Source organism: Paenibacillus sp. LX16, from assembly GCF_036252815.1.
Classification (GTDB): domain Bacteria; phylum Bacillota; class Bacilli; order Paenibacillales; family Paenibacillaceae; genus Paenibacillus; species Paenibacillus polymyxa_B.
The window spans coordinates 2,730,159-2,756,835 of record NZ_CP141152.1; the positions used below are offsets into that span (position 1 = coordinate 2,730,159).

At 43.8% G+C, this 26,677-nt stretch carries 23 protein-coding genes and 1 pseudogene; 19 read left to right on the top strand and 5 right to left on the bottom strand.

Annotated features, from left to right (window positions below):
• Positions 1-337: 337 nt before the first annotated feature.
• From T3H97_RS12200 to T3H97_RS12230, 7 genes and pseudogenes are all read left to right on the top strand, one after another.
• Positions 338-1,366 carry a helix-turn-helix transcriptional regulator gene (locus T3H97_RS12200; protein ID WP_328802686.1) on the top strand — a complete coding sequence of 343 codons (1,029 nt, stop codon included), beginning with the start codon at positions 338-340 and terminating at the stop codon, positions 1,364-1,366.
• Positions 1,367-1,502: 136 nt separating this feature from the next.
• Complete coding sequence (locus tag T3H97_RS12205) at positions 1,503-2,297, top strand: SDR family NAD(P)-dependent oxidoreductase (RefSeq protein ID WP_103048508.1); 795 nt, start codon at positions 1,503-1,505, stop codon at positions 2,295-2,297.
• Between the two features lie 91 nt (positions 2,298-2,388).
• Positions 2,389-2,691, top strand: a complete 303-nt coding sequence (locus T3H97_RS12210; protein WP_103048509.1) for a putative quinol monooxygenase — start codon at positions 2,389-2,391, stop codon at positions 2,689-2,691.
• A gap of 526 nt (positions 2,692-3,217) precedes the next feature.
• Positions 3,218-3,745, top strand: a complete 528-nt coding sequence (locus T3H97_RS12215; RefSeq protein ID WP_103048510.1) for a GNAT family N-acetyltransferase — start codon at positions 3,218-3,220, stop codon at positions 3,743-3,745.
• Positions 3,742-4,452, top strand: coding sequence for an SAM-dependent methyltransferase (locus T3H97_RS12220; protein WP_328802687.1), 711 nt, complete (start codon positions 3,742-3,744; stop codon positions 4,450-4,452). Before T3H97_RS12215 ends, T3H97_RS12220 begins: the two co-directional genes overlap by 4 nt.
• A 453-nt stretch (positions 4,453-4,905) precedes the next feature.
• A complete protein-coding gene (locus T3H97_RS12225) occupies positions 4,906-5,673 on the top strand; it encodes an S-layer homology domain-containing protein (protein WP_328802688.1) in 768 nt (255 codons plus the stop codon).
• Positions 5,674-6,327: 654 nt separating this feature from the next.
• Positions 6,328-6,456 (top strand): annotated as a pseudogene (locus tag T3H97_RS12230) (SAM-dependent methyltransferase); the annotation flags it as partial.
• Positions 6,457-6,710: 254 nt separating this feature from the next.
• Here T3H97_RS12230 and T3H97_RS12235 read toward each other — a convergent pair.
• Positions 6,711-8,096, bottom strand: a complete 1,386-nt coding sequence (locus T3H97_RS12235) for an MFS transporter (RefSeq protein WP_328802689.1) — start codon at positions 8,094-8,096, stop codon at positions 6,711-6,713.
• Between the two features lie 111 nt (positions 8,097-8,207).
• Between T3H97_RS12235 and T3H97_RS12240 the strand changes: the two genes are divergently transcribed.
• Complete coding sequence (locus tag T3H97_RS12240) at positions 8,208-9,095, top strand: LysR family transcriptional regulator (protein ID WP_103048516.1); 888 nt, start codon at positions 8,208-8,210, stop codon at positions 9,093-9,095.
• 169 nt (positions 9,096-9,264) lie between these two features.
• On the opposite strand, the gene T3H97_RS12245 is transcribed toward T3H97_RS12240, so the two are convergent.
• Together T3H97_RS12245 and T3H97_RS12250 are read right to left on the bottom strand one after the other, a co-directional pair.
• Complete coding sequence (locus T3H97_RS12245; protein WP_328802690.1) at positions 9,265-9,831, bottom strand: helix-turn-helix transcriptional regulator; 567 nt, start codon at positions 9,829-9,831, stop codon at positions 9,265-9,267.
• Positions 9,735-10,106: an AraC family ligand binding domain-containing protein gene (locus T3H97_RS12250; RefSeq protein WP_328802691.1), complete on the bottom strand. Its 372-nt coding sequence runs from the start codon at positions 10,104-10,106 to the stop codon at positions 9,735-9,737. Before T3H97_RS12250 ends, T3H97_RS12245 begins: the two co-directional genes overlap by 97 nt.
• 149 nt (positions 10,107-10,255) lie before the next feature.
• On the opposite strand from T3H97_RS12250, the gene T3H97_RS12255 reads away from it, so the two are divergent.
• The 3 genes from T3H97_RS12255 to T3H97_RS12265 all read left to right on the top strand — a co-directional run bounded on the left by T3H97_RS12255 (position 10,256) and on the right by T3H97_RS12265 (position 15,551).
• Positions 10,256-12,316 (top strand): beta-galactosidase, encoded by a 2,061-nt coding sequence (locus tag T3H97_RS12255; protein WP_328802692.1) that lies wholly within the window; start codon positions 10,256-10,258, stop codon positions 12,314-12,316.
• A gap of 264 nt (positions 12,317-12,580) precedes the next feature.
• On the top strand, positions 12,581-13,510 hold the full coding sequence (locus T3H97_RS12260) for an ArsR/SmtB family transcription factor (RefSeq protein ID WP_328802693.1): 930 nt from the start codon (positions 12,581-12,583) through the stop codon (positions 13,508-13,510).
• A gap of 280 nt (positions 13,511-13,790) precedes the next feature.
• Positions 13,791-15,551: a glycoside hydrolase family 2 protein gene (locus T3H97_RS12265; protein ID WP_328802694.1), complete on the top strand. Its 1,761-nt coding sequence runs from the start codon at positions 13,791-13,793 to the stop codon at positions 15,549-15,551.
• 152 nt (positions 15,552-15,703) lie between these two features.
• On the opposite strand, the gene T3H97_RS12270 is transcribed toward T3H97_RS12265, so the two are convergent.
• Entirely contained in the window at positions 15,704-16,045 is a 342-nt protein-coding gene (locus T3H97_RS12270; RefSeq protein ID WP_328802695.1) for a winged helix-turn-helix transcriptional regulator, read from the bottom strand.
• A gap of 106 nt (positions 16,046-16,151) precedes the next feature.
• Here T3H97_RS12270 and T3H97_RS12275 point away from each other — a divergent pair, with 106 nt between their 5' ends.
• Both T3H97_RS12275 and T3H97_RS12280 read left to right on the top strand, forming a co-directional pair.
• On the top strand, positions 16,152-17,066 hold the full coding sequence (locus T3H97_RS12275) for an arginase family protein (RefSeq protein WP_328802696.1): 915 nt from the start codon (positions 16,152-16,154) through the stop codon (positions 17,064-17,066).
• 233 nt (positions 17,067-17,299) lie between these two features.
• Complete coding sequence (locus T3H97_RS12280) at positions 17,300-17,404, top strand: DUF6254 family protein (protein WP_023988604.1); 105 nt, start codon at positions 17,300-17,302, stop codon at positions 17,402-17,404.
• A gap of 212 nt (positions 17,405-17,616) precedes the next feature.
• Here T3H97_RS12280 and dapA read toward each other — a convergent pair whose 3' ends face one another.
• Positions 17,617-18,498 (bottom strand): 4-hydroxy-tetrahydrodipicolinate synthase, encoded by an 882-nt coding sequence (dapA, locus tag T3H97_RS12285; protein ID WP_328802816.1) that lies wholly within the window; start codon positions 18,496-18,498, stop codon positions 17,617-17,619.
• Positions 18,499-18,600: 102 nt separating this feature from the next.
• Here dapA and T3H97_RS12290 point away from each other — a divergent pair, with 102 nt between their 5' ends.
• From T3H97_RS12290 to T3H97_RS12315, 6 genes are all read left to right on the top strand, one after another.
• Positions 18,601-19,482 (top strand): LysR family transcriptional regulator, encoded by an 882-nt coding sequence (locus T3H97_RS12290; protein WP_442955647.1) that lies wholly within the window; start codon positions 18,601-18,603, stop codon positions 19,480-19,482.
• A 305-nt stretch (positions 19,483-19,787) separates the two neighbouring features.
• The gene (locus tag T3H97_RS12295) at positions 19,788-20,432 is read left to right on the top strand and encodes an SDR family oxidoreductase (RefSeq protein WP_328802697.1); all 645 of its coding nucleotides are present in this window, start codon (positions 19,788-19,790) and stop codon (positions 20,430-20,432) included.
• Positions 20,433-20,619: 187 nt separating this feature from the next.
• Entirely contained in the window at positions 20,620-21,642 is a 1,023-nt protein-coding gene (locus tag T3H97_RS12300; RefSeq protein WP_328802698.1) for an NADH:flavin oxidoreductase/NADH oxidase, read from the top strand.
• A gap of 837 nt (positions 21,643-22,479) precedes the next feature.
• Positions 22,480-22,890 (top strand): MarR family winged helix-turn-helix transcriptional regulator, encoded by a 411-nt coding sequence (locus T3H97_RS12305; RefSeq protein WP_013310356.1) that lies wholly within the window; start codon positions 22,480-22,482, stop codon positions 22,888-22,890.
• A gap of 74 nt (positions 22,891-22,964) precedes the next feature.
• On the top strand, positions 22,965-24,728 hold the full coding sequence (locus T3H97_RS12310; RefSeq protein ID WP_328802699.1) for an ABC transporter ATP-binding protein: 1,764 nt from the start codon (positions 22,965-22,967) through the stop codon (positions 24,726-24,728).
• On the top strand, positions 24,721-26,571 hold the full coding sequence (locus tag T3H97_RS12315; protein ID WP_103048527.1) for an ABC transporter ATP-binding protein: 1,851 nt from the start codon (positions 24,721-24,723) through the stop codon (positions 26,569-26,571). Before T3H97_RS12310 ends, T3H97_RS12315 begins: the two co-directional genes overlap by 8 nt.
• Positions 26,572-26,677: the final 106 nt, after the last annotated feature.

Consider the following 26,677-nt stretch of genomic DNA (forward strand, 5'->3'; position numbering starts at 1 on the left):
TTAAATATAAGAAGCATGGAGGGAACGACATTCCTAGGAGTGTCGGTAATTTGAGGTTTTAAAAACACACTCATAAACATATGGGTGTGTTTTTTGGTGTTGAGGATGAGTCGTTCATGCCATTAACAAAAATTTATCATGATTAAGTAATTCGCCATATTCCTCTTCATTGATTGAAAATATCATAGATAACAAGAAGATGTAACATTTTCCGCAGCGTAGTACGTTAATGTAGACACCTTAACGTACTTAAGAGTATTCTTATGTGTACTTAAGAGGGACCCCATCGCAACCAAAACTAATGAATATGTAAGTAGATAAAGGAGGCCCCGTACGTATGAAGTCTCATACCTCTGACCGTATTAAAATCCCGCCAGGATTGTGGGCAGGATTATGTCAATTAGGGTTTGGCGCCCACGATGTAGCTCGCAAAGCACGACTGCCGATCGCCATTATTACTGAACCAGTAGTCACCACCACCCAATATTTCGCGATCTGGCAGGCATATTCTGATCTCATGGGTGACACTGCCCAAGGAATCATCAAGCTTGCAACCGTCTTTGATACAGCGAAGTATCCACCGACTGTCTTAGCGACTTACCACGCTCGGGACTACCGCGACGCTCTAAACCGAATGGCTCGGTACAAACAACTGTGTCCCCCGGAAAACCTACATATCACTGAGGAGGGCGAGCACTGTACAATTGATCTGGAATGGCTGTCTCCCGAGCAATCTGGTCCGCCGATGCTGGTTGGTATCACGCTGGCTTGTCTTCTGGAGATTGGACGCCGGGGCACAGGTCAACCTTTGACAGCGCAGCTTGTTGAATTTTCGCACTCCATGGGCGATGTACAAGCCCTTGAAGCTTACTTTGGCTGTCGTATCCGGATTGGTGCAAAATGTAACCGATTGACGCTACACCGAAGAGATCTGGACCGCCCCTTTGCCTCGTACAACGAAGAGTTGCTGGAAATCCTGACTCCTGTTCTGGACCGATCGTTGAATGAACAGCAGCGCAGCCGCTCAATTACTGAGATGGTCAAATGGATCATGAAACGTAGCCTTACAGGAGGGCGTCCTGACATTCAGGCTGTGGCGAAGGAGCTCAGTATGAGCGATCGTACCTTGCAGCGCCGGCTTACTGACGAAAATACGAGCTTCAAGTTTCTATTGACACAAGCTAGGCATGAGCAGGCACGAGAGTACTTGGCAGACCCCTCGCTCGATATTAAAGAGGTGGCATTCTTGATTGGATATGAAGACCAGAACTCGTTTTATCGCGCCTTCCGCCTATGGGAGGGGGATACACCTTCAAATTGGCGGACTGAACATGTAGGTACAAACTCGATATCAGAAGCACGCTAGGACTGCCTAATTAGTTTTATCATTTGGCGTGTTAAACAAGAACTTTGGCGCAATATGCTAGTTACTGGACAATCCAGACAAGATAATATAATCACTATCCGGAGCACAAGACTATTTTAAAAAGGAGAAGTGTATTATGGATATGGGATTAAACCATAAAACAGCTTTAGTTACAGGATCAACGAAAGGCATAGGTAAAGCAATTGCCATTGAACTAGCCAAAGAAGGTGTTAATGTACTAATTAATGGACGAAATTATGAAGAGGTAGAACGAACTGTAAATGAAATTAAGTCAGATTTCCCAGCTACCTCCCCTCAAAATGCTACAGCCGATATTGTAGATATTGGACAAAGAGAAGCCTTATTTGAAAAATACCCCGAAATTGATATTTTAGTTAACAATATGGGTATTTATGAAATTATGCAATATGAGGACGTAGACGATGAAGTATGGGAAAAATACTTCCGCACTAACGTTCTTGCTGCAAATGGATTATCAAAATTTTATTTACCTAAAATGTTGAGAAATGGTTATGGTCGCATTATTTTTATTGCGAGTGAAGAAGCAATTATGCCTTCAGGACAAATGCCTCAGTATTGTATGACAAAATCTATGTTGTTGTCATTGTCAAAAAGCTTATCTAAATTAACAATAGGAACAGAAGTTACAGTCAATACGATCATGCCAGGACCAACACTCTCTGAGAATGTACACCAAATAATTGAGAGTATGTATCCTCATGAAGATATGACTTTTTCAGAAAAAGAGAAAGATTTTATGGTTACAAACCTGCCTCAATCTGAAATACAGCGATTTATCAAGCCTATTGAAATAGGTAGACTAGCTACATTTGTATGTAGTCCTTATGCATCTGCATTTAAAGGTTCTCCAATCCGTATGGATGGAGGAATGGTACCGACTATCTTTTAGCGCTTGTGGAGAAGCTTGCTGAAATTAGCGCTGACATTGCGGAACATTATGATAAGATGATCAAATATCACTCGAGGGTAGGATGAGGATCATGAACCATTTTGCTATGTATGGAAAGTTGACGGCACGTCCAGGGCAAAGGGACACTCTTGCAGACATCTTGCTAGAAGCGGCCGATCTGTTGAAGTCGAATAATGACTGCTATTTGTATATAGTCAATGTGTCAGACGACGACCCGAATGCGGTGTATGTGACCGAACTGTGGAAAGATGCAGATGCCCATGCAGCCAGTCTTAAGAATGAAGAGGTACTGGCGTCGATACAACGCGGCCGACCGTTGATTATCGGAGCGGAGCCCATTAAACTGCGTGCTCTAGGGGGAAAAGGCCTGTAGGGTCATGATGCAATTGCTGCTACTACAGCAGCCGATCACTCGGTTGCTTTTAAGCTAACCAGCAGGATTGTCCTAATGAAACGCTTTTGTAACATGTGAAAGGTTGGCAGATAAAATTGGCCCTGGTATAATAAGGGTAATTCACTAAGGAGAGATTTTTTTGTCTGGAGCTGTTCTTTACTAATCCAATTCCATAAAAAGAGGTTTTCATGCACCTACTATTCGTCTGCCCAATTTTTGTATTACGGGTGGGATTTGAAAGCTTCGGAATTAGTTAAGAACAACGGATATTACCAGATCCTTAGGGATACCTGTTATAATGAGTCCAATCCGTGCTGGTTCAGCGCGGATTTTTTTGTGGCTCAAATAGCAGGTGATATGAGGGTAGGAATGACGTATGTTCATTCCTGCCCTTTTTTAATTTTTTGCAAAGGGGGATAGAAGGGAATTACTCCAATTTGGTCAAATACATCCAGACTTCTTGAATGAAAGAATCAATCTAAGTAAATAGAAAGGTGGACAATACATGAAACTTCAAACGAATCGGCTCATATTAAAAACACTTGATCTTAATTTAATCGAAGCAGCAGCCCGACGTGATATAGGTGCTATTGAAGCTTTGGGTTATAAAACCAGTGATGAATGGCCGGGTCCTGATTTCTTTGAAGCTTTACCTTATTTTCGAGAACTTTTGATAAAAAATAATGGCACTAGAGGTTTTGACTCTTGGATCATTGTGGAGAAGGGTACCCAAGAAATTGTTGGAGGGATTGGTTTTTTAGGAGATCCTGATCAGAACGGTATGATTGAGATCGGTTTTGCAACGAATGAAAGCCATCGCCGCAAAGGCTATTGCTATGAAGCTAGTCAAAAATTAATAGAGTGGTCCTTAAATCATGAAGAAGTTCAAATCATAACGGCAAGATGCGTACCTGACAATATCAGCTCTAAGAATTTGTTATTGAAGTTAGGGTTCGAAATTGATCACAAAGATGAAGAATTGCTTTATTGGAAATATGAAATGAAGAAAGTAGGAGGGGGTCAGCAGAAATGATCCGTCGAGATCTAGATGACGTAGATTTCATAAGAGCAAATTTAATGGGGCCTAGTTCGATTATCATGCTCGAGGAGCTATCGGAAAATTTGCCTTTGCAGAAAGGAATGCGAGTGCTGGATTTGGGCTGTGGGACCGGACTTACTTCTATCTATTTGGCGCAAAAGTTTGGCATAACCGTGTTTGCTGTCGATTTATGGATTAGTGCAACTGAAAACTATAGAAGATTCAGAGAGTTTGGTTTGGAAAGCCAAATTATCCCCATCCATGCAGATGCCTGCCACTTGCCTTTTGCGGAACAATACTTTGATGCAGTTATAAGCGTAGATGCGTATCAATATTTTGGAGCGAATGAGCAGTACTTAGATGACCATCTTGCGCCGCTAGTTAAAGAAGGAGGTAAATTGGCTATAGCGATGCCAGGGATAAAGATGGAGTTTGATGGGGTTATACCCGTGGAACTGCAGCCGTTCTTGTCACTTAGTGAGGTTGATAATCAGTGGCATACATGCGATTGGTGGCGGAAATTATGGCAACAGTCGCCAAATATTTACGTTGAATCGGTAAGAGAAATGAGATGCTTCTCGAAAGCTTGGTATGAATGGCTTCAGTGCAACAACGATTATGCACGTGCTAATAATGCATTGCTGAATGCAGATGACGGGAAGTATATGAACCTAATCTCGCTGATTGCTACTAAGAAATAGCGATATCCAGGGACAAAAGTTCCCAGTCCTATGGGCTGGAATTCGCTAAAGACTGAGAACGATAGTTCAACTCTACCAAAAACAGCCGAGCACTCGGCTGTTTTTTAACTAACGGGCAGAGTACACTAATGCAGATTCCTCATCGCATGAAGCGGTTAATTGATGCCAGGGTCGGACTTACAGGCTTAGGTCGAAAGAGTAATACGGGAAAAGTTGGCCCATGAAGGCCTCCACAAGCTTTCTCAATTCCCGACGGGTCTAACTGAATATGGAGAAGCATTAGAACTTGTATCCATAGCATTTTTCAAACACTGTTTGTCGATATTCCAAAATACTGTTTAACAGTACTTTTTCTTCTCTCTAATATCATCATTTTCTTTTGAAATGCCGATATAAAATTGAGTCTAGAGAACTATTTCATACATAAATTTTACCTAAAGGAAGTGGAAAGAGATGTTGAAAAAGAAATGGCTTATCACCCCGTTGGTTGCGACGACACTGTTTTTCGGTCAATCTGCATTCGCTGCAAACACGTTTTCTGATGTGGAAGGAACAAAATATGAATGGGCTGCCGAATCGATTCGTTCCATGGTCGACAAGGGCGTTGTCAAGGGCTATGCAGATGGGACCTTCAAGCCAAGCAAAACCATAACGAAAGCAGAATTTGTACATATGTTTCACAAGCTTTTTCCAGAAATCGATCATTCTTCCGGCGAACCTTCCGACTTTGTGGATGCGCGTAAACACTGGGCGAATAAAGATTTTGCAGCAATATTCAACGGGGACTATGTTTGGCCGTATGCTGAAAGTGTTAGCGGGAAATATCCAAATTATCAATTCTATGTCAAGCCTGACAAACCATTGACCCGCTGGGATGTGATGATGATTGCCTCTCTTCGGACGGATTATACCAATCAGACGCTTCATCCTGAGATTGAGGAAGTGATTTCCGCAGCTGCGCAGTACAAGGATATGAAAGTTCGTCAGGCCAATTACAATGACAATTTCTCGGCCTACTATCCGGTGCTGTACATCGACAAGACTGGAGAAGAGTACTCCTATGATGGCGATTCCCAGGATCAAAAGGCAGAAGCATTCTACACCCTAACCAAGATGGGGATCCTTACCGCTAATGAAGGATACCTTCTCCCAAAAGCGCTAGTCACACGGGCTGAAGCTGTTACCATTTTACAGCGTTTGAACGAAGCCACAACGAAGTGATTTTTAAATCAATGATGATCAGACAAAAGCAAAAAAAGATCCAACAAATAGCTTCATTTACACCTCAAAGGGTAGTGCTGTTAGGTTTTGATAAACCGAATTCAGAAAATAAACAAACCTAAAAGTATGTCGATGAATTTGTGGAAGAATTGAGATTTCAAACCGCTGATCTGAACAAATCAAATCAGCGGTTTTTTTAGTATGAACATGGGGGAAGATCAAGCTGCATCTTTCGGAAAGTTTTTTGACAGGTCGACGAAATCGCGGTTAATATAGATACATTAAGTCCTTAATTTAAGTGGGGAATCTGAAGTATTCAAAAGCAATGAAGAATGACTCCACACGATGCTTTATTTAATTGCCTTTGCGTCGGACAGACCGTGAGGGAATGGTAAGCTTTGATTGAAATGTAGTTATAATATATCTATTAAGTCTTTAAGCTTGAAATTTTACCAATTCGGTACATTCTATAAAGTATTAGTTTTTGTAAGAAAAAAATGATGCACTACTATTGTGACCTGTAATCATACAAAAAGGAGACTGAACTTATGTGTAGCGAACGTTTTACTAATCACTGGGATTTCGGAAGTGTACAATGACAAGCTGGATTATGTCGCCAAGCCGGAGCGAGGGTCTTGTCCTTGCTTCAACGAGGGACGAAATCCGTAGTATTTTCCCACCATTGGCGAATACACCAGTCTGCTGGAGCAGACTGGCTTCCGTGTTACGTTGGCTCAACACTTCGACAAGCCCACTCCGCTTAAGGGAAATACAGGGGCGCGATAATGATCAAACGACCACTGAATATGCTTTTGTTTTCTGAAAAATGGTATTATGGCAGTTATTAAAAAAATAGCTAATAAGGTTGCTTCACAGAGAGAAACATCAGAATCAATTAAAATAGTGTGCAAAGGTTCATGCAGCCGACTTCATAAAACCGTTCGTTTAGGTGAAACACTTTCTTGACGCCAAATAAATGACATTTGATGCATGATGATTGGTGCCGCGCAATGGTTTGAGATATGAACTTGGTGGACCTACGACTCATGCAATTGTGCTGACTTCCGGTGCTGCCGACTCATGAATACCAAAGACAATGCAATTACCGTGAGGATAATCCCAAGCATTTGAAATCCCTTGAAGCTAAACGTACCTCTCATAACAATAGCTATCAATAATGAAGAGATAATGGTTCCCAGATATCTTGATGTGTTAAATAATCCGGATGCTACACCGATTATTTCTTTTGGAGAATTTTGGAACAGAGCTGCTTGCATACCTACATTGTTCAAACCGTTGCTAATACCGAATGCAGCTAAAGCCAAACACACGCTGATAACCGGTGAAGTTGGATTCAATGTCACGAGCCACACTGACCCCAATGTCATCAGAATTGCGGACACCAGCAATGCCGGTCGGGGTCCTGATTTATCGATCCATTGTCCTGCAATTGGAGAAGTAATTAGCGAGCATAAGCCTAAGCTTAGCATGAGAATGCCTGTTTGGAACTCACTGACATGACGTACCATTTGCAAGTAGGACGGAAGCCCGAAAAAGAGCGAGTAATATAGTACGTTAACGAGCATGAATTCGACATTAACCCAAGTCATTGCAGGGTATTTGGCAAATGTGCGTAAAGGAATAAAGGGTGATGTCGCCTTTAACTCATTTCGTACGAATATCCCCATCGCAACGAGACCTATCAGCCCGACAATGACATTCCCTAATGAGATATGTCCAGATGATTTTGCTGAGAGTAATCCAACGAGCAGGGTAACCAAAGCCACTGTGAAGAGCAGAATTCCTAATGCATCAATCAATTCAAACCATTTACGAAAGGACATGTTGCGTGCTACGGATGTTGGCAGTTCGTCCTTAGGAATATTCCTCCAAGCCAATACAAAGCTGGCCACCACAAACGGAATATTGATGAAAAAGATAGCAGGCCAATTCCACCAATGAATCAAGACTCCGCCAATAAAGGGGCCAATTGCTGCCGCTCCAGATAGGAATATGGACAAAACAGATAACGCAGTCGCTTGTTTCTCTGTAATATGAATTCGAACAATAGCCATTCCAACCCCAACCATCATGCTCGTTCCGATGGATTGCACAATGCGGAACACGATGAGCCACCCGAAATTTGGTGATAATGGAGCTAATAATGATGCAATGAAGGCTACAACAAGCCCGGTAAGAAATATCTTCCTACGACCGAATAAATCGCTGGCTTTTCCCATGACAGGTTGAGCGATGCTACTTGCAATGTAGAAAGAAAAAATAATCCAGGAAACACCTGTAAAGTCAAGTTGGAACACATTTTGCAGTCTTGGAATAGCAACAGAAACCATCGAAGAATTTAATGGGTTCAATAGTATCCCTAGACCAACTGAAATCATTAACCACCAGCTGCGAACGCTCATTTCTGGTCCCCCCATAGCGAATTAATGTCATCGTACTTGAAATCGATTATTTATTCCAACGCATTTGATGTTATAATCTCATTGACTTGAGGGAATGAATGGGGGGTCATAATGGAACTTCTTCAACTGCAATATTTTCTGACGGTAGCTCGTTTGGAACATGTGACCGAAGCTGCACGAAGTCTGCACGTTACTCAATCGTCGCTGAGCAAAACGATTCAACGCCTGGAGGAAGATCTGGGGGTTCCTCTATTCGATCGAACAGGGAGGAAACTGCGATTGAATGAGTTCGGAAGCAGATTCCTTCATCGTGCAGAGAGGGCTTTATTTGAATTGGAGCAGGGGAAGCAGGAGCTTAGTGATTTATCCAGCCCGGAACATGGCACTCTCGAATTGGCAGTGACCACCGCAAGCACATTACCCAATATCCTGCGAGAGTTTCGGAAAAAGCGACCCTATATTCAATTTCATGTGCAAATGCTGACCACGCAGGAAATGGTAACGCTTCTTCATAGAGGCGAGGTCGATTTTTGCTTGTCCTCACCTCCAATAGAGGGAGATGACATCGAATGCCAAATCGTGTTTATCGACCCAATCCTTGTAGCTGTTCCAAAGGGGCATCGGCTGGCAGATCGAAGCAGTGTAACGTTGACAGATCTAAGGGATGAATGGTTTGTCGGTGTAAAGAGAGGCTACGGTACTCGCGATTTAGTGGACTCTGTATGCAAATCGGAAGGTTTTGTACCTAAATATGTGTATGAGGGGGATGAACCAGCAAGGCTTAGTACGCTTGTGGAAGCTGAAATTGGCATAGCCTTCATACCAAGCACGGCAAGGAATTCACGGGAACATCTTAAATATCTCCAAGTAGAAAATCACGAATTGGTACGGGAGATCGCTTTATTATGGCACAGGAGTCGGTATATTTCGCGGGCTGCTCTGGAATTCCGTGAGGTAGTTGTAGAATATTTCGGAGCGATATCCAAACAGACAATATAATCCCATATATAAGCGAATAAAAAACATTAACAGAAGCGGTAGCGTAGGACATGTTAACCAAACGTCCTAAGCGGCCGCTTATTCTTTTATTCAACTGCAAAATTTGTAATTTCGATTTGTACGCTGCCATACACACATGCCCAGCTATTGAAGGATTTTTTAGATTGTACTAACCCATCCTTCTCAGCTGGCGAAACTGCTCCGGCGTGATGCCTGTATGCTCCCGAAATCTCTTGATAAAATAGCTGCTTTGATGAAAGCCAGTTTCCAGTGAAATCTGCTTTACAGTGAGTGCCGTGGATACAAGGAGATGTTTGGCCAGCGTTATTCGGCATTGGAGCAAATATTGAGCTGGGGTGCTGCCCATGATCTGATGGAAGAGCCGGCTAAAATGAAAGGAGCTATAACCTGACGTCGCAGCCATTGTCTTCAAATCGAGCATGTCTCGACAGTGCATACGAATATATTCCGCCGTATGACGAATCCTCTCCTGGACGGTGCCGCCGGGAGAGGTACCAAAAATTTGGTGAGAATGGTGGGCGATCTCCAGCAGAACTTCATAAAGCAGGGAAGAGATCCGCACATCATAGTCGTGACGGTAAGCTTGGGCAAGTTGCAGCATTTCTTCCATCAGTGGCTTTAAACGTTCTGGTCGGTGGAGCGAGAACAGATACGGTTCGTGAATGCTTCGACCTTGTAATGCGAATCTACGTCCTGCCCGTCGAAATGAATCCATCGAACATCCCAGGGATCCTCGGGTTTTGTTCGATATTGCTGCGTCGTATGCTTGTCGAAAAGAAAGCCCATGCCAGGGGTAAGCTCGATTTCCTTCCCATCATGCACAATAACGCCTTTGCCTGCAAAAATGATATGTAAATTGTATTCTTTCAGTAATCCTGCATTCCTTCGCTCCCCATGATTAGGGAAGTTCTTGTAACGCCCTAATGATTCGGGAAACAGCATACCTTTATTTAGAATGGGCAAAGGAAGATAACAATCTATTTTAATCATGTGTCCATCTCCTTGAGTAAGTTAGCAAAAAAGTAATTCAATTAGCAAAATCGAGTTATTCTAATCCTTTTATTCCTATATTACAATAGATACGATTATCAGAGAATCACATTTTTGTACTATCACTTCTACTGAAGGAGAATTGGAGCATGCCGAAATCCTTATCTTTAGATCGCTTTCTTTTGGGAGCTTGTTATTATCCTGAACACTGGGACGAATCGTTGTGGTCGGACGATCTCATAAGAATGAAGGAACTGGGCTTCAGCATCATTCGGATTGGAGAATTTGCTTGGTCGATCTTCGAGCCGGAGGAAGGAAAGTTCGAATTCACGCTGTTTGACCGTTTCTTGGAGCAGGCAGACGCGAACGGGATTCAAGTGATCATGGGCACACCAACAGCTACGCCACCAGCATGGCTTACTTATAAGTATCCCGAGGTGCTGAACGTATCTATGGAGGGGGTCACGTTCCAAAATGGTCAGCGTCGGCATTATAACTACAGTAGTCCCATTTATTTAGAGCTTTGCGCACGTATTACAAGAAAGATGGCACAACATTACAAAGATCATCCGGCCATCATTGGGTGGCAAATTGATAATGAGCTGAACTGCGAGATAAACGTCTTCTATGCCGAGGCAGATCATCAGGCTTTCCGGCGCTGGCTAGAGGCAAAATACGGTACGTTGGAGCAACTCAACAAGGCCTGGGGTGCTGTATTCTGGAATCAAACTTATGACAGCTGGAAGCAGGTTCATCTAACTCGTCCAACCGTATCCGGGTCAACGAATCCTCATCAGGCTTTGGACGAGAAACGATTTATATCCGATAACACCATTTCGTTTGCCAAGCTACAAGTGGACATACTTCGGTCAGTAGCGCCTAATCAGTGGGTGACTACCAACGGTGTATTCGGGCATTTGGATAGCCATAGGATGACGGATCAACTACTTGATTTTTTCTCGTACGATTCTTACCCTCAATTCAGTACCATTTATCCAGACCAAGGGGAGAAGCCATTGCTAGATCGCAAGTGGGGACTTTCTTTAAGTAACGTCAGAGGGATGTCACCAAATTTCTGCGTGATGGAGCAGCAATCCGGTCCGGGAGGATGGGTGAACAGAATGGAGATGCCATCTCCACGCCCGGGGCAGATGCGATTGTGGACCTACCAAAGCATTGCTCACGGGGCAGACATGATTTTGTATTTCCGCTGGAGAACGGCAACATTTGGTACGGAAATGTACTGGCATGGAATTAATGATTATCACAATCAGCCGAATCGTCGGATCGCAGAAGCAGGCCGCGTCGGAAAGGAGCTGCAAAAGGTTGGAGGGCGGATTCTTGGCAAACGCTACGTGGCAGAGGTTGCTCTACTTCGCGATTATGATAACGAGTGGGATGGCGAGTTGGATAAATGGTATGGTCCCTTGACAAAGCAAAGTGAGCTCGGCTGGTACAAGGCACTGCAGTATGGACATATACCTTCGGATATGGTTACAATCCGTCCGGGTATGGAATCAGAACAGCTGCGGGAACTGGCCAATTACAAGGTGCTGGTATACACGCATCCGGCGATCCTACGAGACAGTACGGCAGCTATGTTACAGAAATATGTAGAGGATGGGGGCATCCTGATCTTCGGCTGCCGTACCGGTTATAAGAACGAGTTCGGTCACTGCCGCATGCAGCCGCTCCCAGGCCCTGCAGCCGCAATGAGCGGCGTTCACGTAGAGGACTTTACGATGATAAATGGGACGGCATCACCTGTATCGGTGCGATTTAAGGATCAAGAACTTGATTTTTGCGCTCCAGGCTTCAACGATATATTGAATGTTCATGCTGATACGGTAGAAGTACTCGCAGAGTACGCATCAAGCTACTATGAAGGGAAACCGGCCTTGACCGTTAACCGTGTCGGCGAGGGACTGGTCTACTATTGGGGGGCAGCTTTTGACTTAGCGTTAGCGGCTGAGCTCCTAAGACAGCTGCCGGTGACATCTCCGCTTGCGGGGTGGTGCCAAGCTCCTTCGACGGTAGAAGTCGCTATTCGTGCGGATGTACAAGAAGAGCTGGTATTTCTACTGAATTACAGCGGAGAAACGGCTCAGATTAAACTGAGTGTTGAGACGGAGGAACTCCTTTCCGGTAGCAGGCTTACTGGTACCGTAACTTTGGAACCGTATGGAGTATGGGTATTAAAGAAAGTTTAAAATAAAGAGAGCATCAGCCGCTGATCTTAGTTCGAAGATCAGTGGCTTTTTATTGCATAAAGCAAGGGAATAACGTGTTGCTTTTTGTGTACAGGGTTCGGCTCAATAATCGCTGTCTTTCCTATGGGTTCTTGAACCAGAGAAATCGGACATGATCGGTATTTAATACAAAATTAATAATTTAATACAATATTATTGACTCTTTCAGAGCATACAAGTAAACTTATTGTAATATAATCACAGTAAATGGAGATGGGTGATGCAATGCTTGAGCTTAGTTTTGATGATCCGGACAAGCTGGTAACGGTTACGCATGCTTTATCCACCCGTTCCCGAGTTGATATTCTCCGCCTCTTGATTTCTAAAAACCTTAATATTGTAGAAATAGCGGAAGCTCTTCAACTTCCGGTGTCTACGGTAGCCAACAATATCAAGGTTCTGGAGGCTGCTAGACTGATTAATACAGAGCTGCTGCCTGCCTCTCGCGGCGCGATGAAGATGTGCAGCCGCAATTATGATGACATTCATATTGCGCTAAATCTTGAAAAAGCAGTACCCAAAGGGGATGTACAGATCTACGAAGTGGACATGCCGATCGGTCATTATAGCGATTGTGAGGTTTCACCGACGTGCGGTATGGCCAATGCAGACGGGATGATCATACGCGAGGACGAACCGGCGAGTTTTTTCCACCCGAAGCATATCGGAGCCCAGATGATATGGTTCCGCAAGGGCTATGTCGAGTATTTAATGCCGCTCGAAATACCGGCAGGAGCGCGAATAGAATCGCTTGAGCTATCGATGGAAATGTGTTCTGAAGCACCAAACTATGACAACAATTGGCTTTCTGATATTTCCTTGTGGGTTAATGGCGTGGAGATTGGCATGTGGACGTGTCCCGGTGATTTTGGAGACAGGCGCGGCAAGCTGAATCCTGCCTGGTGGTATGAGTGGTCTACCCAGTATGGGTTGCTCAAGACCTGGCGAGTAGATAAAGAGAAGACTGCGCTGAATATGGAGAAGGTTTCCTCGGTTACACTGGATCAGCTCAACCTGCAAAACAGCCACAAGTTGCGTCTGCGGATCGGAATTAAGCCAGATGCGGTGCATCAAGGTGGGCTCAACCTGTTCGGAAAGCAATTTGGAGATTATGATCAGAATATCAAAATGACTGTGAATTATGTCATGGATTGAGATATTGGTGAAGTGGATAGGCTTTAGTTGCAGGTGCTCTGTAGCTAAAGCCTTATTCAGTTTATTAGTTACATAAAATTAACTTGAAAGCGTTGACATTAAAAATACATCGCTATATAATCCCCTAAAGATACAAAAATAGTGTAACAAATTGATTTTATTGTTTGTATTTCGAAGCGGAAGTAAAGGATGACGATCGGACCTACAGATGATAGCAATACACTGTTAAGTCATCAGGCTAAGGTGACTAATTATATATCAAAGGATAGGTGGAAACTGTATGACTACAAACGCTTATATCAAAAATTATCCAAGGCCGCAATTTGTCCGTAAAGAGTGGCTGGATTTGAATGGGGAGTGGGATTTCGCCTTCGACGACGGCAAAGTGGGTGAAAGCGTTCAATGGTATCATCATTTTCCGAAGGGAGCCAAAATCCTCATACCTTTTACTTATGAAACCAAGGCAAGCGGGATCGGAGTCGAGACCTTCCATCCGGTGGTCTGGTACTGCAGGAGCGTGAAGGTCCCGCAGGAGGCAATAGCGAAAAGGACAATTCTACATTTTCAGGGTGTAGATTATAAAGCGAAATGCTGGGTGAACGGAATTATGGTCGGTGAGCATGAAGGAGGTTATGCTGCGTTTTCTTTCGACATCACACCCTATATCACTTACGGTTCGGAGAATAGCATCGTGCTTAAAGTGGAGGATAGTCAGAGCTGCACGCAGCCCCGGGGAAAGCAGCGCTGGGTGGATCAAAACTTTGAATGCTTTTATGTACAGAGCACCGGAATCTGGAAAAGTGTGTGGATTGAATATGTGAATGAGGTAAGAATCAATGAGGTTAAGATGACACCGGATATCGACCGTCATATGATCCGCTTTGACTTTCAACTCATGGGTATCGAGGGTAAAGAGAACTTACGCCTGGAGACACGGATTGCGCTGAAAGGACAGCATGTGAAAAAGGTCAGCTTATCTGCCGACAGGCCCTGGATAACGGTAGAAATCCATGTATTTCATGAAGCGGGTGGTCCATGGAAGCAGTGCTTGTGGTCACCGGAATCGCCAAACTTGTTCGATGTAGAGTTTGCTCTGTATGAGGATGAGAAAGAGAGCGACAGGGTGTGTTCTTATTTTGGCATGCGGAAAATATCGATTGAAAACGGGCAGATTCTATTGAATAATGGCCCTCTTTACCAGCGGCTAATTCTGGATCAGGGCTACTGGCCGGAAACTCATCTGACTCCCCCTTCTGAAGAAGCTCTTATCGAAGATATCGATAAGATAGCCGCGATGGGATATAACGGGGTTCGTAAACATATGAAGCTGGAAGACCCTCGCTTTTTATATTGGTGTGATGTGAAAGGCATGCTCGTCTGGTCGGAAATGGCGTCGACCTTTGAGTTCAATGATCAGGCGGTTAGCCGCTTTACGAAGGAATGGTTGGAAATCGTGCCGCAGCAGTACAATCATCCAAGCATCATAACTTGGGTCCCGTTCAATGAATCGTGGGGCATATCGACCATTGGACATGATGTAAGGCAGCAGCAGTTCACGCAAACCATTTATCATCTGACGAAGACGATTGATCCGCATCGTCCGGTGGTTACCAATGACGGATGGGAGCATACGGTCTCGGATATTTTAACCCTTCATGATTATGTGGAGACGGGCGAAGAGTTTCTGGAGCGATATCAAGACAAGGAAAGCATCGTAAACAACAGCATCTCCTTTAACAATTGGAAATATGCCTTTGCAGAAGGATATGCCTACCGGGGACAACCGATTATCATAAGCGAATTCGGCGGCATTGCCTTCCAAACGGAAAAGGGCTGGGGATACGGAAACCAAGTGGATTCAGTCGAAGCTTTTATCGAACGTTTCCGTGCAATCACCGGAGCAATTAAAGCGACCCCCTATCTCTCGGGCTATTGCTATACACAGGTAACCGATGTACAGCAGGAAGTCAACGGATTGTTGACGGAAGACCGAAAACCGAAGCTTCCGCTTGAAGTGATTCGGGAGATAAATCTGGCTTGAAGCGATAATTAAGATGATAGAATTTGCAGAACAGCTGCATGCTGTTGTCCAGTCATTGCTGGGTTCAATTAACTATAGAATTTAAACTTGGGATAGCAGTGTTGGAAAACAGGACAACTTTTCGCATACAGGATTTTAGTGGAAAACTGGATTTAATTATTTTGGTTTTTTGTTCCCCACTCACATAACCCTTCCAAAACAGGTAATAGCGTTTCTGCTTTATTTGTGAGACTGTACTCGACTTTAGGGGGGACTTGAGGATATTCTTTTCGATTCACCAGACCATCCGCTTCCATTTCTTTTAGTTGTGAACTCAATGTTTTATAAGTAATAGCCCCTATCTGTCTTTTCAGATCGTTAAAGCGAACGGTTCGGTTTTCGGCTAGGAGATAAATAATAACCATTTTCCATTTACCACCAATCAATGAAACTGTATAACCAAAAGGTGTATCTTGAATATTTTTAACTTTACCTTTAAATTCAGCCATACTCATATTTACACTATCCTTTCGGGTAGTACCTATCAAAATAGTGCGTACTACGTTTTTATTTGTGTTCAGTTTATACTAACCTTACTTTTGAAGTAAAGGAGAGAAAAACATGACTAAAAAAACAATACGCCTGTTAATGCCACAATGGCAAGGGGGAAACAATCCTAATTACTCTTTTGGAGCCGAACTGCTTGCTTGGCTAGCTCCGGATAATGAACAACCCCTTATTCATGTTCCAGTTCAAGCTTATAAGGGTACTCCGCTTGAAAACGAAAACGGTATGAATGGGAGAAAACAGATACTTGAACAGTTAGAGGCTGCTCAGCATATCATTGATGCTCATAAGCCAGATCGCATTGTAATGTTTGGTGGTGACTGCTTAGTGGAACAAGCTCCATTTGCCTATTTGAACGAACGATACGGTGGGGAATTAGGTTTAATTTGGATCGATGCTCACAGTGATTTAGTTAGATATGTGGGCTATGATAACGGTCATACATTACCGCTCGGAAATCTTTTGGGAGAAGGAGATGAGGAGTTCGCAAAACATGTGAAAATTCCACTAAAACCTGAAAATGTCTTTATCGCGGGATTAGCGGCTCCTACAGAACAAGAAACAGAAGTTATTTCAGAAGCGTTTCAAAGACTAGGTATAGCTCCTGCAGAATCAGACACAGAAGTGATTCAAAGACTAGGGATTAAAACTGCAGGAACCAAAGAGTTAACGAATAGTACTGAATCTATTAGAGAGTGGATTAAAGAAAGTGGCATTAAGCATCTAGCTATTCACCTTGATTTAGATGTGCTTGATCCAAAAGCATTTCGTTCTTTACTGTTCGCCAACCCTGAAGCACCCTATAATTTTTCTCCTGCGGGAACAATGCAAATGCCTCAGCTACTTAATCTGATTAAAGAACTATCTGAAGAAACAGATGTAGTTGGATTAGGTATAACAGAGCATATGCCGTGGGATGCTATTAACTTAAAGAATCTGCTTGGAGAGATACCTATTTTAAATAAGTAAGTTCATACATGGATTATAATAGAACAATGATCTGCTTAATCATAAAAATACACTCACGCACTTTATGTTTGCGAGGGTGTATTTTTATGATTAAGCGATGTTGACATCCTATATTTGGGATTGTGATATTTAGGAGAAAATTCAACGATTTTAGTTTTATGAATGAACAGAGCTGAGAAATGACAACTTAAGAAAGTAGTATACATCACAATTTCCAAAGGAGGATATCTGTTATGGCTCACCAGAAGAAAAGGAAAGAAGCTGCCTGGAAGTCACGAAAGCAAGAACAGCATCCCCATGGTAAAGTCAAATCGCTCAAGGAGCTGTCCAGCGAATAGGAGTGAGGAGTATACTGCTTGAAAGAGAAGGACTGTCGGTGAAATTCATCGGCAGCCCTCTTTTTGCAATAATTTCGCTTACAGGAAATAATCCCTTTAATGCAAATTCGTTTTTCTGAAGGTTGTCAGTTCCGGCTAAAAATTGAAGCATCTCCTGTCCAGGAGATGCTTCTTCTACGTTATAATTGGCTAGTCTGAGATAAGCTGATTTATCAGGATACGATTGAATTCAGGAGACCCTGCTTCACCTGATCTGACAGGGGCATAAGTGGCAGGCGCAATTGCTCGGCGGCAATAATCTCTTGCTGGGTAAGCCACCACTTGATCGCGGCCGGGGCTGGCTCTGCAAATACATGCTGGATCATTGGTTCCAGTAGCATGAAACTGTCACGCGACCCGTTCATGTCGCCAGCCACAAAACGTTGGTATATATCCACATACTTCTGGATATGGAGATGAGCGGATGCAAGCATACCGCCGGCAGCCCCCTGGCATAGCATGGCATGGAAATAGGCATCCTCTCCGCAGAGGACAGGCTTGGTCTCGTACTGGGTCAATTTTAAGAGCAAATCAAGACCGCCCGTACTGTCCTTGAGCCCAATTACGCCATCCAGGTCCAGCACTTTGCGTATTGTATCTATTGTCATGCGACTACCCGTGCGAACCGGAATCTCATATACTAGCACAGGCAGACCTACACGAGATACGACACGGAAATGCTCCAATATTCCTTCCTGCGTCGGCCGGTTGTAATACGGAGTGACCACCATGGCTGCATCCGCTCCTAATTCAGCCGCCATTTCCGTCCGATGCACCGTTGAATAGGTATCGTTCGTTCCTGTGCCAATGACGATGGGAATGGTTTTGTTCATGCTCTTCAGAACATCCTGCGTCACATGTACCATCTGCTTCACTTCATCCCAGGATACGGTTGGCGACTCTCCTGTCGTACCGTTAACGACCAGACCCTGGATGTCATGGCCTGCAAGATAGGTAACATACTTCCGGTACGAATCGATATCCAACTTATAGTCACGCGTAAAAGGTGTAATCAGCGGTATGAAAATCCCATGAATATGTTGTTCGTTCATCATCATCAGTTATCCCTTCCCGTTGAATTAAATCTAATGTAACATAGGAAACAGCATCAGAGTTATCTATAATAAACGATGATTCTAATCAAAATTTTCGATGGGGTGGCCAGATTGGATTTCATTTATCTTCAAACATTTCGGGAAGTTGCCATTCGTGAAAGCTTTACAAGAGCAGCAGAAGTGCTAGGTTACGCACAATCCAGCGTCACGACCCAGATTCAGAAGCTGGAGAAAACGTATCAAGTTAAATTGTTCGAGCGCTACAATAACAATAAGATTCGTCTTACCTCCGCCGGAGAAGAGCTGTTCAAGCTTGCCGGACAAATGCTGGAGCTTTTCGAGCAATCGAAAGAAAAATTGGCCAAGCAGGGCGGGGGCTCCATGACGATCGGTACTATGGATTCCATCGCTTCGTATTTTCTACCGCCGTATATGCAGGCGACTCGCAAAGAATACCCTGATCTGAACATACGATTGCATACGGATCGCGAAGAGATGATTTTGCACCACGTGAGGGAAGGGGAGGCCGATGTTGGGTTGATCCTCGCGGACGATTCAAGCAATCCGGCGTTGCAGTGGATTACCATTCGAGAAGAACCGCTTGTGCTGATTGTCCATCCGAACCATCCGCTTATCGCTAAAGAGCGAATCGACCTGAATGATCTGGTGGATGCGGAGTGGATCATGCCTGAGCATACGTGCAACTACAGACAACTGCTGGAGAGAGTGCTTCGAGCAAATGGAATCACCTATCGCGTGAGTCTGGAGCTGGGTAATCCGGAAGCGATCAAACGGAGCATCAAAACTGGAGAGGGTATATCCATTCTACCTCTAATGGCTGCGCTGGAGGAGATTGAACGGGAAGAGCTAAAGGTGTTACCCTTTGAGCATGCCGAGCTCAAGCTGGAAATTCAGCTTGTTCTTCATCCCAAGAAGTGGGTGTCCAATGCATTGAGCTTTTTTATGGAGAGCATGAGAATGTAGATTTTCCTCCACATCAAAATGAATATACAGTACGAGCGCTTCCTAGTGGATACCAGAAGCGCTCAAAGTTTATTCAAATCATCCACGTTTTTTTTGAAAATAAGCAATCAATATTTGTATTCAAAACTTGACAGCAAGTAATTTTTTGACTAATTTAAATGCATGCGCATGTTTTTTATTTGGTAATGTGCTAAACCATTCGGTTACTTAATGTTTAATTAGAACAAGATGATCGACCTTACTGCCCAAGAATGGCGATTTAAGTTAATGGGAAAGGAAAAGATATAATAATGAGGAGTGATTAGATGAAGGTTTTGGTGGTAGGTTCAAATGGGCAAATTGGACAACATCTCATCCATTTATTGAAAGAAAACAAAGAACACACAGTCCGTGCGATGGTTAGGAAACAAGAACGAGCTGATGCTTATCAAAAACAGGGCGTTGAAACGGTCCTTGCAGATTTGGAAGGGGCTGTAGACTCCATTGCAGAAGCCGCTAAGGGGTGCGATGCTATAGTGTTTACTGCTGGCTCTGGTGGAAAAACGGGATATGAAAAAACGTTGTTAATCGATCTTGATGGTGCTGGGAAAACAATTGAAGCGGCTAAAAAGGCAGGTATTGATCGTTTTATTATGGTCAGTGCAATTCAGGCGAATAACCGGAAGAACTGGCATGACAATATCCTCCCCTACTATGCAGCAAAGCATTATGCGGATAGAGTGCTGGAAAGTAGCAGTTTGAACTACACAATCATAAGACCGGGGATTCTTTTGAATGAAATCGGTACGGGAAAAGTGGCTGCCGCGGAGAATATCACCTATGGCAGTATTCCTCGTGAGGATGTAGCAAGTGCCATTGTGGCAGCTTTAGATGAGAAGAACACATACAAGCGAGCATTTGATCTGATTACTGGTAACGATTCAATTGTCGATGCATTGCAAAAAATCTGAAGATGAGGATCAAGTATGAATCCAAACAATAAAGAACTATTTGCACCAGTTACATTGAAAAACGGAATCACTCTGAAAAATTGCGCACCTAGAGTTGACAAATAAAACAAACATGTTAATGTATATGCTTGTGCATGCATTTTATTGATACATTTCATAATATAAATCAGAGAGGAGTCTTTCTCACATGAAAGATTTATTTAGTCCCTATACAATTAAAGGTTTGGAATTGAAAAATCGCGTAGTTATGCCTCCAATGTGCCAATATTCGGTTGACAAAAAGGATGGGGTCGCCACAGATTGGCATTATATACACTACGTCAGCCGGGCGGTAGGCGGAGCTGGTTTTATCATGATTGAAATGACAGATGTAGAGCCAGATGGTCGTATCTCCGATTTTGATCTTGGTTTATGGTCAGATGAGCAGATTCCTGCTCTCAAACGGATTGTAGATGCTTGTCACAGCTACGGTGCCAAAGTGGGAATCCAGATCGCTCATGCCGGACGCAAGGCGGAAGATGCTGAAGTCCCTTTAGCACCCTCTGCTATTGCATTTGATGAAAGTTCAAAACAACCTCGCGCGCTTACAACAGAAGAGGTTAAAGGACTAGTTGAAAAATTTCGTGCTGCTGTAGCTCGCGCTGTCAAGGCTGGATTCGACAGCATTGAAATTCATGGTGCACATGGCTATTTGATTCATGAATTTCATTCGCCGCTTACGAACAAACGGGAAGATAAATATGGTAAAGACCTTACCCTTTTTGGTCGGGAAATCATTCAGGCAGCGAAGAGCGAAATGCCGGAAGATATGCCGCTCTTGATGCGTATTTCTGCCAAAGAATACGTAGAAGGTGGATATGGTATTAAGGAAAGCATTGCTTTTGCCAAGGAATATCAAAAGGCAGGAGTAGATATGTTTGATATTTCATCTGGTGGTGAGGGACCTATAGCTGCATGGGGCAGACCAGGAACTCACGCAGCGTATCAAGTCCCCTTGGCAAAAGAGATTAAAGAAGCTTTGGATATTCCGGTGATGGCCGTTGGAAGACTAGAAGATCCAATTTTGGCGAATGCAGTTATCGGAAATGAAGAGGCCGATCTGGTTGCTGTGGGTAGAGGGATGCTGAGAAATCCTTATTGGTCACTGGAAGCCGCATCAAAATTGAAAAAAGAAACTGCAATCCCTACACAGTATACTACAGGGTTCTAAGACTGACTAAAATGATGAACCTCTAGCTATATTCGTCCAGGGAAATATTTTAAGCCCGAATGCAACGATAAAGGAATTTGAATTGGTTGATTAAGCAAAAAAAGTACGTCCTTTAGACCTTCTGTAAAGTACTCTATCAAGGTACTCTACAGAAGGTCTAATTAATGAACTCTGCGATCATAGAGAGCATGGAAGAAGGTTTGCGCTTGTGGCGGGAGAAGTGCGTAAGATTGCCGAATATGCTTTGAATCTGTGGGCGGAATCCATGACCAGACGATTCATCAAAGTACGGCATGTAGAACTTGACCTTACAAACAATAATGAAGATGTTCAGAGGAAGATACATAAGAAGAGATTCATTTTTAGCTCTTACTAGTTTTGATATGTGGCACTATAAGATGGTTGTTCATGCCATGGACGTTACAATGCAATGGAGCATCCTATACTTTAATTTCATATTCGAATAGAAATTATTAAGTCCAAACAGCTAGAGTATTAAAAGATGTCTCTTACTCGATTCACGGAGACGGGATGGTTCTAGAAAGTCCAGTGTAGGCACTATTGATTTATAAGCCATATTATTTGCTAAACAATTAGTTTTTGATGGTAGAAGTGAATGTTGGTAAAAGCACCTGCAAACTGCTCCTCAAGTTTTCTTTTGTCATTTCTATTGGACTTTTGTGTAGAAAAATGGGTAAAAATACAAGCTAGTTTCGGAGGTTTTTTTGTATTCCATATTTTCTCTAATTGACTTTGTAACCCGACATTATTATTATCTTATACTATAAGATTAATTATCTCATACTATAAGGTATTAGCGAGAAGGTGTTGTGACCATTGGATTATAAAGCATTAGCGACAGAATTATTCGAGTATATCGTCAAATCGCGGAAACCGGCATTAGAGGAACGAGGGCACTTCTCACGTGGCGAAATGGGGATTCTCATTTGTCTGAATTTCAATAAGGACGGGGTTACCTCTGGCCACTTGAGCGAATACTTGTCCGTCAGTACGGGACGGGTAGCAACGGCACTGAAGAGTCTAGAGAAGAAAGGACTAGTTGTACGGCGTACTGATGTCAACGACAAACGTAAGGTGATTGTATTCATTACGGATTCAGGTAAGCAATTTATGATTGATAGGCATAATGAAGGAATTGCATGGACCGAGAATGTTCTTCGAAAGTTAGACGAAGAGGATGCTAAAGAACTGATTCGACTCATTAAGCTTATTGTCTCTAGAAGCTGAATTTCTATGCAGATGCAGGACGCACCATACTTCACCAAACATCAAAGACTATCAGATAAAAGGAGAGCAACAGAATGCTAAAGATATTCAAATATCTCAAGAAAAATGAATGGATGCTCGTGCTTTGCAGCTTAGCTTTCATCGTTGTGCAGGTATGGCTTGATCTGAAGCTGCCTGATTATATGGCGGAAATTACGACCAAGCTGCAAACGGAAGGAACGCCTGTGTCCGAACTGCTGATTCCCGGCAGTTACATGTTGCTTTGTGCCGTCGGTAGTATGATTGCATCTATTATTGTGGGCTACTTCGCGGCAAAGGTGGCTGCAGGGCTGGCTATGCGTCTGCGTGCGATGGTCTTTGACAAGACCTTATCCTTTTCGATGGAAGAGATGAACAACTTTTCGACGGCAAGCCTCATTACCCGCTCCACGAACGATGTTACACAGATTCAAACGGTGGTTGCGCTGGGGCTGCAGGTGATCATCAAGGCACCGATTCTAGCCGTATGGGCCATTGTGAAGATTGCGGATAAAAACTGGCAGTGGACCGCCTCCACAGGAGCGGCCGTAGCTGCTCTGATTCTAATGCTAAGTGTCATTGTTGTTTTCGCTCTTCCAAGTTTCCAGAGAATCCAGCGTCTCACCGATAATCTGAACAGGGTAACACGTGAGCATCTGATCGGACTTCGGGTAGTACGCGCTTATAATGCAGATCAGTATCAGCAGGAGAAGTTCGAGCAGGCTAACGTTGAGTTGACGAATACAAACCTGTTTGCAAACCGATTAATGACGATGATTGGCCCAGGTATGACCTTTATTATGTCAGGTCTGAGCGTCTCTATCTATTGTATCGGCGCTTACCTGATTAACGGGGCGGCCGTACCAGACCGTATCACGTTGTTCTCCAATATGGTCGTATTCTCCTCTTATGCAATGCAGGTGGTTATGGCCTTTATGATGGTAAGTATGATATTCATTCTGATGCCTCGCGCCTCGATTTCTGCCAAACGGATCATGGAGGTTTTGAATACCGAATCCAGCATCGTTAACGGGCATGAGACGACTGGAGAAGAGAGCGTTATGGGGCAAGTGGAATTCCGTAATGTCAGCTTCAAATATCCGGACGCGGAGGAGGCCGTGCTTCGCAACATTAGCTTTACGGCGAAACGAGGCGAGACGGTTGCCTTTATTGGCGCTACAGGCAGCGGCAAAACCAGCGTGATCAATCTGATTCCCCGTTTCTATGATGTGACCGAGGGAGAGGTACTCGTGGATGGTGTGAATGTCAGGAACTATAATCAGCAGGCACTCCATAACAAAATCGGGTATGTCCCCCAGAGAGCTGTACTGTTCAACGGTACGGTGGTATCCAACGTTTCGTATGGCGATAACAGAAGAGCAGGAGCTTCGGAGAAACTCGTTAAAGAGGCCGTTGGTATTGCTCAAGGAACGGAGTTTGTCGAAAAAATGGATGGTCAATATCAGGGTAGAATTTCGCAAGGTGGAGCGAACGTGTCCGGTGGTCAAAAGCAGCGGCTGTCCATTGCGCGTGCCATCTACCGTCAGCCGGAAATTTATATTTTCGATGATTCCTTCTCGGCATTAGACTACAGAACAGACCGGATTCTGCGCTCCGCTCTCAAAAAAGAAACCGGCCACGCTACGACACTTATCGTTGGTCAGCGCATAGGTACTATCAAAGACGCTGATCGGATTATCGTGCTGGACCAGGGAGAGATTGTAGGGAGCGGCACGCATGAAGAGCTGATGACGAACTGCAGCACCTATCAGGAGATCGCATATTCGCAGCTTTCGAAGGAGGAACTCATACATGGATAAGAATGAACACACCGTCGACAGCCAGCAAATGAAAATGAATCAGCGAGGTCCCATGGGTAAAGGACCCGCGGGGGGCAGTGGTGCTGGTGAAAAAGCGAATAATTTTAAAAAGACCATTAGCCAGCTTGTATCCTACAGCAAGGCCTATGTGCCTATGATTATACTCGCTATGGTACTGGGCCTGGTCGGCTCTACCCTCAACGTGATTGGCCCCGATAAGCTCAGTGATATTGCCAACCTGATTCAGGAAGGAATCGTAACCGGGATTGATGTAAGTGCTGTTCAGAAGATTGTTCTTGTATTGGCGCTTTTATATGGATTTGGTCTTATTTTTAACTATTTCCAGGGCTTCATTACGGCAACCGTCTCACAGCGTCTTACAAAGAAGATGCGGACAGAGCTGTCTCGAAAAATCGATCATATGCCTTTGAAATATTTTGACTCTACGAGTTACGGTAATGTGCTTAGCCGTGTAACCAACGATGTCGATACCATTGGACAAACTTTAAACAACAGTCTCGGCACGCTTGTCAGTGCGCTGGCTACCTTCGTGGGCGCCTTGATTATGATGCTTTATACGAACTGGATTATGACCGTTACCGGAATTATAGCTACGCTGATCGGCTTTTGCCTGATGAGCGTGATTATGAAGCATTCACAGAAATACTTTGTAGCACAGCAAGCGGAGCTTGGCCAGATCAACGGTCATATCGAAGAAACCTATGCTGGTCATAACGTAGTCAAGGTATATAACGGGGAACAAGCAGCCAAGGAAGTGTTTCATGGTATTAACAGCCGCTTATATACAAATGCATGGAAGTCCCAATTCATGTCTGGTCTGATGATGCCAGTCATGATGTTCATTGGAAATTTTGGTTATGTCGCGGTCTGTGTTGTGGGAGCTTTGCTGGTCAACCAACAGACTATAACTATCGGAACTATTGTCGCCTTCATGGTGTATATTCGTCTGTTTACACAGCCCTTGTCGCAGCTGGCACAGGCCGCAACCAATCTGCAGTCGGCGGCTGCCGCCAGTGAACGTGTATTCGAATTTCTGGGTGAAGAAGAATTGGCAGATGAGCGTCACAAGACCATAAAGCTGGACACCGCCAAAGGGGATGTCGAATTCAAACATGTCCGTTTCGGCTATAATACAGATCGTATGATTATCAAGGACTTCTCCATGAAAGCTGAAGCTGGTCAGAAAATTGCCATTGTTGGTCCGACAGGTGCTGGTAAGACCACGCTCGTGAATTTGCTCATGCGGTTTTATGAGCTGAACGATGGAGAAATCTACATTGACGGAACCCCGATCAGCCAATTAACGCGTGAGAATATTCATGAATTATTCTGTATGGTGCTTCAGGATACCTGGCTGTTCGAAGGAACGATTCGTGACAATATCGTCTTTTCCAAAGATCATGTTACCGATGAGCAGGTGGAAGCTGCTAGTAGAGCGGTGGGGCTGCACAGCTTCATTAAAACACTGCCGCAGGGCTATGATACAGTGCTGGACGACAAAGCCAATCTCTCCGCCGGTCAAAAGCAATTGATTACCATTGCAAGAGCGATGATTGAAGATTCACCCATGCTCATTCTGGATGAGGCCACAAGCTCGGTCGATACGCGTACGGAATTGCTGATTCAACAAGCGATGGACCAGCTGACTGTGGGGAAAACCTCCTTTGTGATTGCTCACCGACTTTCGACGATCAAGAATGCGGATCTGATTCTGGTCATGAAGGACGGTGACATTATCGAAATGGGTAACCATGAGGAATTGTTGGCTAAAGGCGGCTTCTATGCCGATCTATACAACAGTCAGTTTGAACATGCATCTTAAAAGTAACTGCTTGAAAGTACAATAAATATCCATATAATTCCAACGACATTGACATCAGCATATGGACATTATAAGGTATGAAAGCCAGAATTTTTTAATCATAATT